This is a genomic window from Tenacibaculum sp. (assembly GCF_048269885.1).
Lineage (GTDB): Bacteria > Bacteroidota > Bacteroidia > Flavobacteriales > Flavobacteriaceae > Polaribacter.
On the sequence record NZ_JBLWTZ010000007.1, the window covers coordinates 20,243 to 35,951 of the forward strand.

At 32.1% G+C, this 15,709-nt stretch carries 12 protein-coding genes and 1 tRNA gene; all 13 read left to right on the forward strand.

Annotated features, from left to right (window positions below; all coding sequences use genetic code 11):
• Nucleotides 1-135: 135 nt before the first annotated feature.
• On the forward strand, nucleotides 136-2,961 hold the full coding sequence (locus ACN0WY_RS06850; RefSeq protein WP_417799904.1) for a VPS10 domain-containing protein: 2,826 nt from the start codon (nucleotides 136-138) through the stop codon (nucleotides 2,959-2,961).
• Nucleotides 2,962-3,014: 53 nt separating this feature from the next.
• On the forward strand, nucleotides 3,015-3,227 hold the full coding sequence (locus ACN0WY_RS06855; RefSeq protein ID WP_121146520.1) for a zinc ribbon domain-containing protein: 213 nt from the start codon (nucleotides 3,015-3,017) through the stop codon (nucleotides 3,225-3,227).
• A 55-nt stretch (nucleotides 3,228-3,282) separates the two neighbouring features.
• A complete protein-coding gene (folB, locus tag ACN0WY_RS06860) occupies nucleotides 3,283-3,645 on the forward strand; it encodes a dihydroneopterin aldolase (RefSeq protein ID WP_417799905.1) in 363 nt (120 codons plus the stop codon).
• 55 nt (nucleotides 3,646-3,700) lie between these two features.
• Nucleotides 3,701-3,771, forward strand: a tRNA-Cys gene (locus ACN0WY_RS06865).
• A 78-nt stretch (nucleotides 3,772-3,849) separates the two neighbouring features.
• Nucleotides 3,850-4,695 carry an MBL fold metallo-hydrolase gene (locus tag ACN0WY_RS06870; RefSeq protein WP_330487787.1) on the forward strand — a complete coding sequence of 282 codons (846 nt, stop codon included), beginning with the start codon at nucleotides 3,850-3,852 and terminating at the stop codon, nucleotides 4,693-4,695.
• A 10-nt stretch (nucleotides 4,696-4,705) separates the two neighbouring features.
• Nucleotides 4,706-6,325 (forward strand): S8 family peptidase, encoded by a 1,620-nt coding sequence (locus tag ACN0WY_RS06875; RefSeq protein ID WP_417799906.1) that lies wholly within the window; start codon nucleotides 4,706-4,708, stop codon nucleotides 6,323-6,325.
• A gap of 67 nt (nucleotides 6,326-6,392) precedes the next feature.
• Entirely contained in the window at nucleotides 6,393-6,797 is a 405-nt protein-coding gene (locus tag ACN0WY_RS06880; protein ID WP_330487789.1) for a hypothetical protein, read from the forward strand.
• 1 nt (nucleotide 6,798) lies between these two features.
• Nucleotides 6,799-8,649, forward strand: coding sequence for a M1 family metallopeptidase (locus ACN0WY_RS06885; protein ID WP_417799907.1), 1,851 nt, complete (start codon nucleotides 6,799-6,801; stop codon nucleotides 8,647-8,649).
• Between the two features lie 216 nt (nucleotides 8,650-8,865).
• The gene (locus ACN0WY_RS06890; protein ID WP_417799908.1) at nucleotides 8,866-10,557 is read left to right on the forward strand and encodes a glutamine--tRNA ligase/YqeY domain fusion protein; all 1,692 of its coding nucleotides are present in this window, start codon (nucleotides 8,866-8,868) and stop codon (nucleotides 10,555-10,557) included.
• Between the two features lie 349 nt (nucleotides 10,558-10,906).
• Entirely contained in the window at nucleotides 10,907-11,158 is a 252-nt protein-coding gene (locus tag ACN0WY_RS06895) for a hypothetical protein (RefSeq protein ID WP_417799909.1), read from the forward strand.
• A gap of 73 nt (nucleotides 11,159-11,231) precedes the next feature.
• Nucleotides 11,232-11,975 carry a GLPGLI family protein gene (locus ACN0WY_RS06900; protein ID WP_417799910.1) on the forward strand — a complete coding sequence of 248 codons (744 nt, stop codon included), beginning with the start codon at nucleotides 11,232-11,234 and terminating at the stop codon, nucleotides 11,973-11,975.
• A 78-nt stretch (nucleotides 11,976-12,053) separates the two neighbouring features.
• Entirely contained in the window at nucleotides 12,054-12,806 is a 753-nt protein-coding gene (locus ACN0WY_RS06905; protein ID WP_417799911.1) for a GLPGLI family protein, read from the forward strand.
• A gap of 157 nt (nucleotides 12,807-12,963) precedes the next feature.
• Complete coding sequence (locus ACN0WY_RS06910) at nucleotides 12,964-15,633, forward strand: carboxypeptidase-like regulatory domain-containing protein (protein WP_417799912.1); 2,670 nt, start codon at nucleotides 12,964-12,966, stop codon at nucleotides 15,631-15,633.
• Nucleotides 15,634-15,709 lie beyond the last annotated feature (76 nt).

Below are 15,709 nucleotides of genomic sequence, written 5' to 3' on the forward strand. Positions count from 1 at the left end.
AAAATTTGAGGTTAAACAAAGCTACTAATTTTTTTGTTTGACAAAAATTTCTAAAAGAAGTCTCTCAATATTCTGTTAATTTTTTTGAAATAGTATTTGCTTACAGTATTTTCACTTCTTCTAAACCAAATTATAATGAGAATCGTAGCCAAATTTTTTATCGCTTTATTTCCTCTGGTAATTGTTGCACAACAACATACACCTGTAGAAAAGGTGCAACAAGCGTTACAACAAAAGGAAGTTTTAATTAGAAACTCTACGGTAAAAAATATACCGTTTAAAAATATTGGACCTACAGTAATGAGTGGGCGTGTGGTGGACATTGATGTAAACCCAGAAAATACTACAGAGTTTTATGTAGGATATGCCTCAGGAGGAGTATGGTATACTAATAACAATGGAACTACTTTTACTCCAATTTTAGACAACTCTCCTACACAAAATGTAGGTGATATTGCTGTAGATTGGAAAAATGGAACAATTTGGGTTGGTACAGGAGAAAACAATTCTTCTCGTTCATCGTATGCAGGAATCGGAATTTTAAAATCTACTGATAAAGGTAAAACTTGGACAAACGTAGGGTTGCTTGATTCACATCATATTGGACGAATTTTAATCAATCCGAAAAATCCAGATGAGGTAATCGTTGGATCTATTGGTCACTTATACTCTCCAAACAATGAAAGAGGAGTTTTTAAAACCACTGATGGAGGAAAAACATGGACAAAAACACTATTTATTGATGAAAATACAGGAATTATTGACATTCAACCAGTATCGAACAACTTCAATATTTTATATGCTGCTGCTTGGGAGCGTGAACGTAAAGCATGGAATTTTGATGGAGACGGAAAAAATTCAGCAATATATAAATCGACCGATGCAGGAAATACTTGGACTAAAATTTCTGATAACAATGGTTTTCCTAATGGAGATGGAGTAGGAAGGATTGGCTTAGCGGTGTTTAATGAAAATATAGTATATGCGTTTCATGATAATCAATTCAGAAGAAAAAAAGATTCTACCAAACAAGCTAAAGGCTCAGGAGCTCTGACAAAAGAAGAATTTGCATCAGTTTCAGTTGATGAACTTTTGAATATGAAAGACAAAAAATTAAATTCATTTATAAAAATGAATGGTCTTCAAGAGAAATATCGTGCAGAAAATATTAAGCAAATCATTCGTTCAAGTCCAGGAGAAATGAGACCAAGCGATTTAATTGGTTACTTAAAAGATGCTAATGCAGCGCTGTTTGATACTCCTGTTATAGGAGCAGAAGTTTTTAAAACAACTAATGGAGGAAAAACGTGGAAAAAAACACATGAAGGATATTTAGATGATTTATACTATTCGTATGGATACTATTTTGGAGAAGTTCGCGTAGATCCACAAGATGAAAACGGAATTTATGTATTAGGGGTTCCAATTTTAAAATCGAAAGATGGAGGAAAAACATTTACATCTATTAGTAAAGAGAATGTGCATGCAGACCATCAGGCATTATGGGTAAACCCTAAAAAGCAGGGACATTTAATTGATGGAAATGATGGTGGATTAAATATTTCATACGATGATGGTGAAAGCTGGATTAAATTAAATCAGCCAGCAGTTGGGCAGTTTTATACGGTATATGCTGATAACCAAGAAAACTATAAGGTGTATGGAGGAATGCAAGATAATGGCGTTTGGGTTGGAGACCATAATGCAAAAATTGATAAAAGATGGCATCAAACAGGGAAGAATCCTTATGAAAGTTTAATGGGAGGTGACGGTATGCAAGTGGCTGTTGATAATAGGAATCCAAACATTGTATATACAGGATATCAATTTGGAAACTATTATCGAATTGATAGAGCTACAGGAAAACAAACTTATATTCAGCCGAAACCTAAAAAAGATAAGCCAGCATATCGATTCAATTGGCAAACTCCTATTCAGTTATCAAAACACAATCAAGACATTTTATATTTAGGAGGAAATAAGTTACATCGTTCTTTAAACAAAGGTGATGATTGGGAAGAAATCTCAGGAGATTTAACCAAAGGAGAAAAAGAAGGAAATGTAGCTTACGGAACTTTAACTACAATTTCTGAAAGTCCATTTCAATTTGGGTTAATCTACGTAGGTTCTGATGATGGATTGGTACAGGTAACTAAAAACGGAGGAGGAAGCTGGGAGAAGATTTCCAATTCTTTTCCACAAAACTTATGGGTAAGTCGTGTAATCGCTTCAAAATATAAAAAAGAACGTGTGTATGTTACGTTAAACGGGTATCGTTTTGATGATTTTACACCATATGTTTACATGTCTGATGACTACGGAAAAACATGGAAAGACATTAGTAGTAATATTCCAACTTCTGCGGTAAACGTGATTAAGGAAGATCCTAAAAAAGAAAATATTTTATATCTGGGAACAGATAACGGATTGTATGTTTCTTTCAATCAAGGTTCAACATGGGAAGCTTTTAGCAACGGATTGCCAAATGTTGCAGTACACGATTTAGTAATTCAACCTAAAGCAAAACATTTATTAGTAGGAACGCATGGGCGTAGTTTATACAAAGCAAATATTACTTCGTTACAAGAATTTGATAATAAAGAAGCTATTTTCAGTATGAAGGATATTAAGAAAAGAAAATCTTGGGGTAGTTCTTGGAGTAAATGGTTAGAACCAAGTACACCAAAAATCACAATTCCGTTTTATGTAAGTACAGATAAAGAAGTTGAGTTAGAAGTATACTCAGATAAAGTTTTGGTAAACACTATAAAAACGAATGCAACGAAAGGGCTTAATGAAGTAGTGTATGATGTTTCTTTTTCTGAAAAAGGAAGAAAAAAGTACTTAAAGAAACACAAAGATGCTGAGATAAAAAAAGCAAAGAATGACAAATACTATTTACCAAAAGGAAAGTATAAAGTAACGATGGGTGAGTTGAATCAAACATTTGAAATAAAGTAGTTTGTAACATTTTTTAATTTTTTGACTCTTATAAATAAAAACTAAAAGTATTTATGAGTAAGCCATTAAATTATACCTGTCCGAAATGTGATAATAAAACCTACGAAGTAGCTGAAATGAGAGCAACGGGAGGAACGTTGTCTAAAATTTTTGATGTACAAAACAAAAAGTTTACCAGTGTAACTTGTAAAAGATGTAGTTATACTGAGTTTTACAAAGCGAGAACGAGTGCTTTAAGCAACATCTTTGATTTCTTTACGAACTAGGAAATCTGATAAAAATTTGGATGAATTCTAATAGAAACATTACTATTTTTGCGGGATGGGAATTATACGTGTAAACGACATTCGTGTTTTTACAAATCACGGATGCTTAGATGAAGAAGCAAGAATCGGTTCGGAATACCGAGTAGATATCGAAGTAAAGGCCGATTTACAAAAATCAGCACAAACTGATGAGCTGGTTGATACGGTAGATTATGTGCATTTGAATCAAATTGTAAAAGAAGAGATGGCAATTCGTTCTAAATTACTAGAACATGTTGCTCAACGAATTTTAGATAGAATATTTAAAGAGATACAATTGGTTGATGAAGCGGAAGTTAGCGTAGCAAAAATTAACCCACCCATTGGAGGAAATGTTGCTGAGGTAGTAATTGTTTTATCCGAAGTGCGTAAAAAGTAAAAAAAGCTTGCAAAAAACGATAAAAGCTGTAAATTTGCAGTCCTTATCAATATAAGGTGTCGTGGCCGAGTGGCTAGGCAGTGGTCTGCAACACCATCTACAGCGGTTCGAATCCGCTCGACACCTCAAAAAGCACATCGTTTAGATGTGCTTTTTTGTTTTCCTTAACAAATTAATTCGTTAAAATTCTGCATCTTTGTAGCTATGCGAATTTATCCGATAGAAACAGGAAACTTTAAATTAGACGGAGGCGCTATGTTTGGCGTAGTTCCGAAAACGATTTGGCAAAAGACAAATCCAGCTGATGAAAACAACATGATCTCAATGGGCATGCGTTGTATGTTAATTGAAGATGGTAATCGTTTAACACTAATTGATACAGGTATCGGTAATAAGCAGTCCGATAAGTTTTTTGGATATTATTATTTATATGGAGACTTTTCATTAGATACTTCTTTAGCACAATATGGTTTCCATAGAGATGATATTACCGATGTGTTTTTAACACACCTACATTTCGACCATTGTGGAGGAGCAATTCAATGGAATAAAGACAGAACAGGCTACGAGCCTGCTTTTAAAAATGCACGTTTTTGGAGTAACCAACGTCATTGGGACTGGGCAGTACATCCAAATGCGAGAGAAAAAGCCTCTTTTTTAAAAGAAAACATCTTGCCAATTGAAGAAAGCGGACAATTAAACTTTTTGCATCTAAATGCAAAAGACTATGTTGGGTTTGATGTATTGTTCAAAGACGGACATACCGAAAAACAAATGCTGCCAAAAATAGAATACCAAGGAAAAACATTGGTGTTTATGGCAGATTTATTACCAACAGCAGGTCACATTCCTTTGCCTTATGTTATGGGGTATGATACAAGACCACTACTTACCTTAAAAGAAAAAGAAGCTTTTTTAAACGAAGCAGCCGATAAAGAATTTTACCTGTTTTTAGAACACGATGCTTACAACGAAGTAATAACCGTAAAGCATACAGAAAAAGGAGTTCGTTTAAAAGAAACATTTAAGTTTACAGATATTTTTAATTAAGATAGAGATTATGAGAGTTTTAAAGCCCGTATTTTACTCGGCAATTGCAGTGGCTACCTTAGCTAGCTGTAAAACAGTAAGCAAAATCCCTGTGCCAGCAGGAAGTAATACCGTAGTGAATATTCCAGCGAAAAAAGCGGAGTTAACCGATTACGAACAAGAAAACTGGCAACATTTAGACTTGGCTACAGATACAATTCCAGGAATGAGTGTAAATAAAGCCTATGAGTTTTTAAAAGGTAAAAAGCATGTTGGAGTTGTCGTTGGAGTTGTTGATTCAGGAACTGATTTAAAACATGAAGATTTAGTTGATGTAGCTTGGGTAAACACGAAGGAAATTCCCGGAGACGGAATTGATAATGATAAAAATGGCTATGTTGATGATATCAATGGATGGAATTTCTTAGGAGACGCGTACAAAGAGCATTTAGAGTATGAGCGTATTTTAATGAAGCCGGAGGTTGCAGATGCTGAAACCTTAGCAGAAGTAAAAGCGTATCAAGCTGAGAAAATAGCAGAAGCAAAGAAAACAGTTGCTCGTTATGGAGGTTTAAAAGGAATGATTTCGGATGCTGATAAAGCCTTTACTAAATACTTTGGAAAATCAACCTACACTAAAGAAGAAGTAGAAGCCATCAATACCAATGACGAAATGTTAGGCAATGCAAAAAACCTTGCTACTAGAATGTTTGGTTATTTTGATACACTTGAAGAAGCAAAAGAGTACTTTGAAAAAGGTATTAAAGATGCTCAAAAGACTATTAATGGAGACAACTTAAAAACAGACTACCGTACTGTTGTAGGTGATAATGCGTATGATATTAACGATAAACCAGGATACGGAAACGGTAATACAGGTCACTCTGAAAAAGGAGAAGCGCACGGTTCTCACGTATCAGGTATCATTGGAGCAACAAGAAATAACGACAAAGGAATGAACGGAGTTGCCAATGTGAAAATTATGGCTGTTCGTTCAGTATCTGATGGAGATGAGTATGATAAAGATGTGGCTTTAGGGATTCGTTATGCTGTGGATAACGGAGCAAAAGTAATCAACACAAGTTTTGGTAAAGGTTTCTCTCCTAATAAAGAATGGGTTTACGATGCAATTAAATATGCAGCATCTAAAGATGTGTTAATTGTAAATGCAGCAGGAAATGATGGTAAAAATATTGACGTAGAGAAAACCTTTCCTAATGATGCACCAGATTTACTAAATGAAGTTGCAGATAACTTTTTAACTATTGGAGCAATGAGTGCTAATTATGATAAAACATTACCAGCAAACTTCTCTAATTACGGTAAAAAGAATGTAGATGTATTTGCACCAGGAGTACAGGTATATTCAACAACTCCAGATAATGAATACAAGAAGTTTAATGGAACGTCAATGGCTTCTCCAGCAGCAGGAGGAGTTGCAGCATTAGTGCGTTCTTATTATCCTGAGTTAACAGCGAGTCAAGTAAAGCACATTTTAATGAACTCTGGAACGAAGATAGATTTAGAGGTTGTTAAACCAGGAACTAGAGATGAGATGGTACCTTTCTCAGAATTATCAGTATCAGGGCGTGTTGTAAATGCATACAATGCTGTTAGAATGGCTGATAGAATGGTAAACGGAAGAAAATAAAACCAGTATAAACAAGCTAAAAAAGAGCATTATTTTTTGATGCTCTTTTTTTGTTATAGGAAAACACATGCAACTAGAATTCAACAAAAAAACACAGGAATTAACAATAAAAGATGAAGTACCCATGCATTCATGGTTAATTATCTCTTTGATGTTGATTAATGGAATTAATATGGGAGTTCAGTTGTATTTAATGAGTTATAAAAACAATGAAACTCTTTTTGTTTTTATGTTTTTGCTTGCAGTAGTTTCTGTAGTAGTAATATTTTATTATGTGGTAAAAAGATCGTGGAAATCTAAATACTTACTTAATGAAATAGAAGGGATAGAAACCCGAAAAACCAACGGAAGAGATCGGGTTTTTCTAAAATTACGTAATGGAAAAAGACGTAGTTTTCCAGTATTAAAAAATGAAAAAGAACTAAGTGATTTTAAGAGAACACTAACCTTAATGGGGATTAAATCAGTTTAATATGAAGAAAATAATTTTAAGCCTTTTATTGTTACCGGTTATTTCTTGTGCTACTGTAAATAGTACAAAAAACAAAACCGTAACAAAAACAAAAGTACACAAGCAATCTAACCAAGGGTATTGGCAGCAACATGTTGATTATACTATGGATATTGATATGGATGTTAAAACATATCAATATAAAGGAACGCAAAAATTGGTGTACACAAACAATTCGCCTGATGCATTAAATAAAGTATTCTATCATTTATATTTCAATGCATTTCAACCAAACTCACAAATGGATGTTCGTTCAAGAAATATTCAAGATCCAGATAGAAGAGTAGGAGATCGTATTAGTAAATTATCACCTTCAGAAATAGGATACATTAAAGTAAGTTCTTTAAAACAAAACGGTTCGGAAGTAAAACACGAAACTGTTGGAACCATCTTAGAAGTTACATTAAATAAACCAATTCAATCAGGAGAAAGTGTAACGTTCGATATGATTTTTGATGCGCAAGTACCAAAACAAATCCGTCGTTCGGGTCGTAATAGTGCTGAAGGAGTTGCTTTGTCAATGACACAATGGTACCCTAAAATGGCTGAATATGATTTTGAAGGTTGGCATACACCACCATACTTAGGAAGAGAATTCCACGGAGTTTGGGGTAATTTTGAGGTAACACTTCATATAGATAAAAATTATGTAGTTGGAGGAACCGGGTATGTGCAAAATCCACAAGAAGTAGGTCATGGTTACGAAGACAAAACAAAACCATTAAACCTTCCTTCAGGAGATAAATTAACATGGAAATTCACTGCGCCAAACGTACATGATTTTACATGGGGAGCAGATCCAGAGTTTATTCATGATACCTATAAGATGGATAATGGAATCGATTTACATTTCCTTTACAAGAAAACATTAGATGCTGAATATTTAGAGAACTGGAAAAAACTACAACCTAAAACAGCTGAATTAATGAAGTATTTTAGTGAGCATATTGGGCAATACCCATATAAACAATACTCAGTTATTCAAGGTGGAGATGGAGGTATGGAATATGCAATGTGTACATTAATTACAGGGCAACGTAAATGGGGAAGCTTATTTGGTGTAACAGCACACGAATTAGCACATACTTGGTTCCAATTCTTGTTGGCAACCAATGAAAGTAAACACCCTTGGATGGATGAAGGGTTTACCACCTATATTTCAAACAAAGCAGAAAATGAAATTTTAGAAGAAGGGAAAGAAAATCCGCATGCAGGATCTTATCGAGGATATAATTACGTGGTAAAAAATAATATGGAAGAGCCTTTAACAACACATGCTGATAGGTATCATACAAATACAGCGTATGGAGTTGCGAGTTATTCAAAAGGAAATATTTTCTTATCTCAGTTAGAATATATTATTGGAAAAGAAAATGTAGCAAAAACGTTGAAGAAGTATTTTGAAGATTTTTCTTTTAAACACCCAACTCCAAACGATATTAAACGTACTGCTGAAAAAGTTTCAGGACTTCAGTTAGACTGGTATTTGAATGAATGGACGCAAACAACACATACTATCGATTACGGAATTAAATCAGTAAACGGAAAAGAAATTACCTTAGAACGTATTGGTCAAATGCCAATGCCTATTGATCTTGAGGTAATGTATACAGACGGTTCAAAAGAATCATTTAATATTCCGTTACGTATGATGCGTGGAGAAAAACCAACTAATGCTACAGTTATTACAGATTGGACTTTTGCACATCCAACGTATACTTTTACAACAAAAAAAGAGGTGAAATCAGTTGAAATTGATCCATCAAAACTAATGGCAGACGTAAATCAAGAAAACAACTCGTACGGGAAGTAAATTCAGACGATACATTAAATACCAAAAACGGAAAATCCATATAGGTTTTCCGTTTTTTTATTAAAAAAAATAATCCATAATTTTCTTTGTGTAATTATCTCATAGATTCTATGTAATTTTGTTGCTTAAACCTTTTAGGAAGCTCTTAAATTAATTAAGTTTTAAGAGAGAACTATAGAAGGTTGTAAAAATAGAACACGTACATAATTTATAAAGATGTCAGAAGAAAAGAAATCATTGAATTTTTTAGAGCAAATTGTTGAAGAAGATTTGGCAAATGGAATGCCAAAAGAAAATTTGCGTTTTCGTTTTCCGCCAGAACCAAACGGATACTTACATATAGGGCATACAAAAGCTATTGGTATTAGTTTTGGTTTAGGAGAAAAATACAATGCTCCAGTAAATCTTCGTTTTGATGATACAAACCCAGCAAAAGAAGAGCAAGAATACGTAGATGCTATTAAGCATGATGTTTCTTGGTTGGGGTATCAATGGGAAAAAGAATGCTATTCTTCTGATTATTTCCAACAATTATATGATTGGGCAGTGCAACTAATTAAAGACGGAAAAGCTTATGTAGATAACCAATCTTCTGAAGCAATGGCAGCGCAAAAAGGAACACCAACACAACCAGGAGTAGCAGGGCCAAATAGAGATAGAAGTGTTGAAGAAAACTTAGATTTATTCACACGTATGAAAAACGGTGAGTTTGAAGAAGGTTCTCATGTATTACGTGCTAAAATAGATATGGCTTCACCAAATATGTTAATGCGTGATCCTATCATGTACCGTATTTTAAAAAAAGAACACCACCGTACAGGAGATGACTGGGTAATTTATCCGATGTACGACTGGACACACGGAGAAAGTGATTATATAGAACAAATCTCTCATTCACTATGTTCATTAGAGTTTAAACCTCACCGTGAATTATACAATTGGTTTAGAGATAACGTGTATGAGTATAGTCAATCAGAATACCCATTACCACCAAAACAAAGAGAATTCTCTCGTTTAAACTTAAGCTATACGGTAATGAGTAAACGTAAGCTAATGAAATTGGTGGAAGAAGGAATCGTTTCAGGATGGGATGATCCACGTATGCCAACCATTTCAGGGTTACGTCGTCGTGGTTACACACCAGCAGCCATTCGTAGCTTTGTGGAAACAGTAGGAGTTTCTAAACGCGAAAATGTGATTGATGTAGCATTACTAGAGTTTAAAATTAGAGAAGATTTAAACAAAACAGCAAATCGTGTGATGGCTGTTTTAGACCCAGTAAAAGTGGTAATAGATAATTATCCTGAAAATCAAGAAGAGATTTTAATTGCTGAAAACAATCCAGAAGATGAAAATTCAGGAACAAGAGAAGTTCCATTTTCAAGAGAAATTTATATAGAACGTGAAGACTTTAGAGAAGAAGCAAATAAAAAATTCTTCCGTTTAAAATTAGGAAAAGAAGTCCGTTTAAAGAATGCATACTTTATCACGGCTAATAGCGTAGAAAAAGATGAAAATGGAAACATTACGGTAATTCATTGTACATACGATCCATTAACGAAATCAGGAAGTGGAACGGAAGAAAGCAAGCGCAAGGTAAAAGGAACCTTACACTGGGTATCTGTAAAACACGCAGTAAAGGCTGAGGTAAGAGCGTATGATAGATTGTTTTCAGATGAAGCACCAGATAGTCATAAAGACAAAGACTTTATGGAGTTCTTAAATCCGAATTCGTTAGAAAAAATTACGGCTTACGTTGAGCCAAGCTTACAAACAGCAAAAATTGGTGACCGTTTTCAGTTCCAACGTTTAGGATACTTTAATGTAGATGATGATTCAACAGCAGAAAATTTAGTATTTAATAAAACAGTTGGACTAAGAGATAACTGGACAAAAAAGAACGAGTAGGGTCAAAAGACATAAAAACAAATAAAAAACGTCGCTTTTAACAAAAAAGCGGCGTTTTTACTATGTAAAAACACTTATTTGTGGTTTTTGTGAAGAATGTTATATATTCTCCTGTTTTTTAACAAATTATAAGAAAATAATTTTATAAGTTTGATGTGATAATAAAAAAATTGATCACTTTTTATTATCAGCTAGCTAGTGAAAAAGGAAAAATGTTTATAAAATTGCGCACATTTTTCTTTTTAATTTTTTGGACGTGTTACCTCATACAAGCGGTGAGGATGTTTGTCTTCTTTAGAAAACCTGAGGAGAAGTAAAATATAAATAACCAAAATAAAAAAGATAAAACATGAAAAAAATAGTTTTAATTGTAACACTGAGCTTAACTTCATTTTCATTACTGAGTTTTAATTCTTTAGGTAATGAGAATCTAAGATCAACAGATACTGAAAATTTAATTGTTGAAGACTATCAAGAGGATGAATGTCAAGAGTATGCATTTTCTATTATTAGAACTTTATATGAACATTCAAGTTTTACATTACAAGAACTAGCTGACTATGAGTCATTTCTGTTAGCAAGCTGCTATTATGAAGTTTAATAATATTATTTTTTAATCAATTCAATACTACAGGAAATTATAATTTCCTCTAGTATTAATAACTTTTAGTTTAATGAAAGCAAAAGTAATTTATTTAATAACAATAATTATTTTTACCTATAATTATAAAGTTAATTCCCAAAATTCAAATGGTATAGTAACCTATACAGCTAGTTTATTAAAACAAAATGAAATAAACTTAGATACTCTAAAAGCATCTCAAAAAGTAAAAAAAGGAATAAGTGAATTAATGAGTAATAAAAATACTCTTGAATATCAACTAAAATTTAATAAGAATTTTTCATCTTTTAATAAAGTTGATCAATTAGAGTTAAATAAAAAAGAAAATATCCTATTAAAAATACTAGTTAACAGTGGAACATTTTATAATGATAAAAAGAATGATGTTACTGTAAATGCATATAGTTCTTATGGAGATTTATACTTAATTACTTACCCAAAAACTAATTGGTTAATTACTAATGAGACAAAAATTATTAGTGGATATTTATGTAGAAAAGCTATAACGAAAAAAACAAATAGTAAAACAAAAAAAGAAGATATAATTATAGCTTGGTTTACCTCAGAAATACCAATTAATTATGGACCTGTTCACTTTTCAGGTTTACCTGGTTTAATCCTAGAACTAGAGTTCACTGGAAAATACAGACTCAATGTTAAAGGAATACGAATGAATATTAAGGAAGAAAAAATTAAGATTCCTGAAAGTGGAATAAAAATGACTCTTGAGCAATATGAAAAAATGTTACAAAAAGCATTTGACTATAAGAAAAAAAAGTACAGTAAGTATAAATAAACATACCTCTAACTAATGCTTATCCCTCTACGGTTATAATTTACCTATTGTTAAAAGCAACAGATAAAACATGTTAAAATGAAAACACAAAATTATTTATTTATTACATTGTTTTTCTTCTTTTTAGTTAATGTATGTAATGGCCAAGAGGTAATTGGAAAAGTAATTTACAATGCTACAGTAGAAGAAACAAAAGAGTATAAAGAAAAATATAAATCACAAAATAATAGTCAAGATAAATTATTTAAAGCTATAGAAAAGGAAGGGGAGAAATTCAATTTAGAGCTTGTTTTTTCTAATCAAAATTCTGTTTATCAATTAATTGATCCGATGCGTAAGGGTTCGGAAAATCAGTATGCTTATAAAATGGCAAAGATAATTTATAAAGCAGGAAACAAGTTTTATTATTCAGTTAAAGATAAAACGATTACTAAGGAAGTAGATTTTTTAGAAAAAAACTATTTAATTGAGACCAAGAATGATTCTTCTAATTGGACAATGTTAAACAAACAAGAAAAAATAGGAGAATACGTATGCTACTTGGCAGAGAGAGAGTATGAGTATATGAGCAGGAAGGGTAAAACAAAGGTAAAACAAACTGTATGGTATACTCCAGAACTTGCTTTTCCTTTTGGACCCGCTAATTTTGTTGGACTACCTGGTTTAGTGCTCAAAGTAAAATCAGGTACAATTGTATACAATGCAAAACAAATTAAGATAAAACCAAAAGAAAAAATAAAATTAGAAAATATTACTAAGGGGAAAAGAATTTCTCAAAGTGAATTCAATAAAATAGCAAAAAAGGCAAGAGAAAACCTAATTAAGAGGTAGTTGATGTAGACAATGTACATTCGTTTAAATCATAATTCTTCTTTTGATAGCCATTGTGAGTTATTTCAGAAACACAGGGTTTATATGTGATAATATACATTGAAAACCTAAAATAAATATGAGTTGACAAAATCTTTTTATGATTAATTAAAAATAAATGAAAAAGAAAATAGCACTTATTTTTTTTACTTTACTGATTAACATTTTATCAAGTGCTCAAACAATTGTCTTCAAAGGAATAGTAAAAGATAGTTTACAAAAACCGCTATCATTTGCCAATGTAATAGCAAAACCTCAAATAACAACAGAAAACATGCGCTTTGCTATTTCTGATGAAGAGGGTAGGTATCGTTTAGAGCTTATCAAAAACAGTATTTATACTATTAGTGTTAGTTATTTGGGGTATGAAACAACAAGTTTTACAATAACACCTGCTGAAAATATAATTAAAGATATTGTTTTAGTTGAGGCTAAAAACCAGTTAGATGAAGTTATCATAGAATTACCTGTTACCGTAAAACAAGACACTATTATTTATAATACTGATAAGTTTATAGATGGAAGTGAACGTAAACTAAAAAATGTATTAAAAAAACTGCCAGGTGTTGAAGTAGATAAAAACGGAGGGGTTACGGTACAAGGAAAAAAAGTAACTAAACTACTAGTAGATGGTAAAAAGTTTTTTGGAGGTGGTACCAAGCTGGGGGTAGAGAATATTCCAGCGAATGCAGTTGATAAGGTAGAAGTCATTGATAACTATAATGAAGTTGCTTTTTTAAAAGGTGTATCAGATTCTGATGATATGGCGATGAACATTCAATTAAAAGAAGACAAAAAGCGTTTTGTGTTTGGAGATGTTGAAGCAGGAGCTAATGTTGGTTATGATTCTTACCATAAAGCTAGTGCTAATTTATTTTATTATTCACCAAAAAATAATGTAAACTTTATAGGGAACCTAAATAATATAGGCGAAAAAACATTTACATTTGAAGATTACATGAATTTCCAAGGAGGTGTTAATGCTGTGTTTAGTGGTAACTTTAACTGGAAAGGTGGTGATTTTTCTCAATTTTTAGAAAATAGTGATGTTTTAAGCAGTAGTCAACGCTTTGGAGCGTTGAATATAACCAAAACGGTAGCGAGTAAATTAGATGTTTCTGGGTATGTGATTTTTTCACAGAGTAATACTACTAGTTTTAGTGAAGTGCTTAATGAGTACATTACGTTTAGTGAAGATAAAAGTAAAAAGTCAAGCAGTGAAAACTTGCTAGGTATTGGTAAATTAAATATGGAGTATGCTCCAAATACCAAAGAGCAATGGTATGTAAGAACTCAGGTAAAAAAATCGAATATATCTAATGAAAATAGCATTTCGTCTGTAATTAATACAGATAATAATAACATTTTTACCGATAGAGAAAATAATATTTGGTATGTAAATCAAAATATTGAATGGCACAAAGACCAGTCTAACACACATACCTTTTCTGCAATAGCTGATTATACGTTTGACAAGAATAGTCCTAATAGTAGTTGGATAGCATCAGACACATACGCTAAAACTATACAAAATATTGTACAGCCTGTAGATACGACACAAAGTCAATTGCGGTTATTTCAAGACAAGTTTACTGAGAAACACTATTTATACACAGTCTTTAAAGATTTTTGGGTGTTAAATACTAATAACCACATTTATTCGACAATTGGAAATACCTATCAACAAGAAAAGTTTTCAAGTAATGATTTTCAGTTATTAGACGATGAGAGTAGGAATGATTTTACATCAGACGGATTTAACAACAATACTATTTTTAAACATAACGATTTTTTTGCAGGGATTCATTACAAATTCCGTACAGGAATATTTACGTTTAAACAAGGTGCCTACTTGCATAACTACCATTGGAAGATAAAACAGGAACAGCTTATTGATAAACAGAAGTGGGTATTACTGCCCGACTTTTTAATGAAAGTAGAATTCAATAAGTCAAAGAAAATAGAGTTGAATTATAATTTAAAAACAAACTTTTCAAATGCTTCTCAGTTAGCCAATCGTTTTTACTTACAATCTTATAACTCGGTGTTTAGAGGGAACTCAAATTTAGAAAATGAACTATATCATTCGGCACGTATACGTTACAGTCGTTTTAGTTTATATAAAGGGTTGGTGTTATTTGGAACAGCGCGATATACTAAAAAAGTAAAAGGTTTTAGAAATGCTGTGAATTTTGATGGTGTAAATCGCTTTTTAACAACACAGTTACTTGAAAACCCGAATGAAGATTGGAGTGTTAGAGGTTCTTTAAGAAAGAAAATAAAAAAAATACGTTATAAACTTAGCGGGGCATATAATAATTCAAAGTACTTACAAAGTGTTAATAATGTCTTTGTAACAAATAAAAATACCAACTACAACTTTGAAATAGGTGCAGAAACTTTATTAGATAAGTTTCCAACGATAGAGGTTGGTTATAAAAGAACCAGAGGTAACTACACTTCTAGTAATTCTACCTCAAGTTTTATAATCAATGAGCCTTTTGTAACTATAGATTATGATTTTTTAAAAGGTTTTATTTTTAATTTTGATTATAGGCATTATGATTATCAAAATAAATCATTAGTAGTTAAAAATAAGTATGACATTGCAAATGCTACTTTATCGTATCAAAAAGAAGATAGTCCATGGTTATTTAAACTTACAACTCAAAATTTATTTAATACAAACTTCAGGCAAAGTAATAGTTTTTCAGATTACTTAATTTCTGACACTAAAACACATATAATGCCAAGAGTTGTGTTATTTAGTATTGGGTACAAACTGTAGTTTTAACTAAAATTATCTTTCTTGTTTTTTTGGATATTTCTTATGAAACATACTTTTTTGTGGAAAAAAAGCGCAC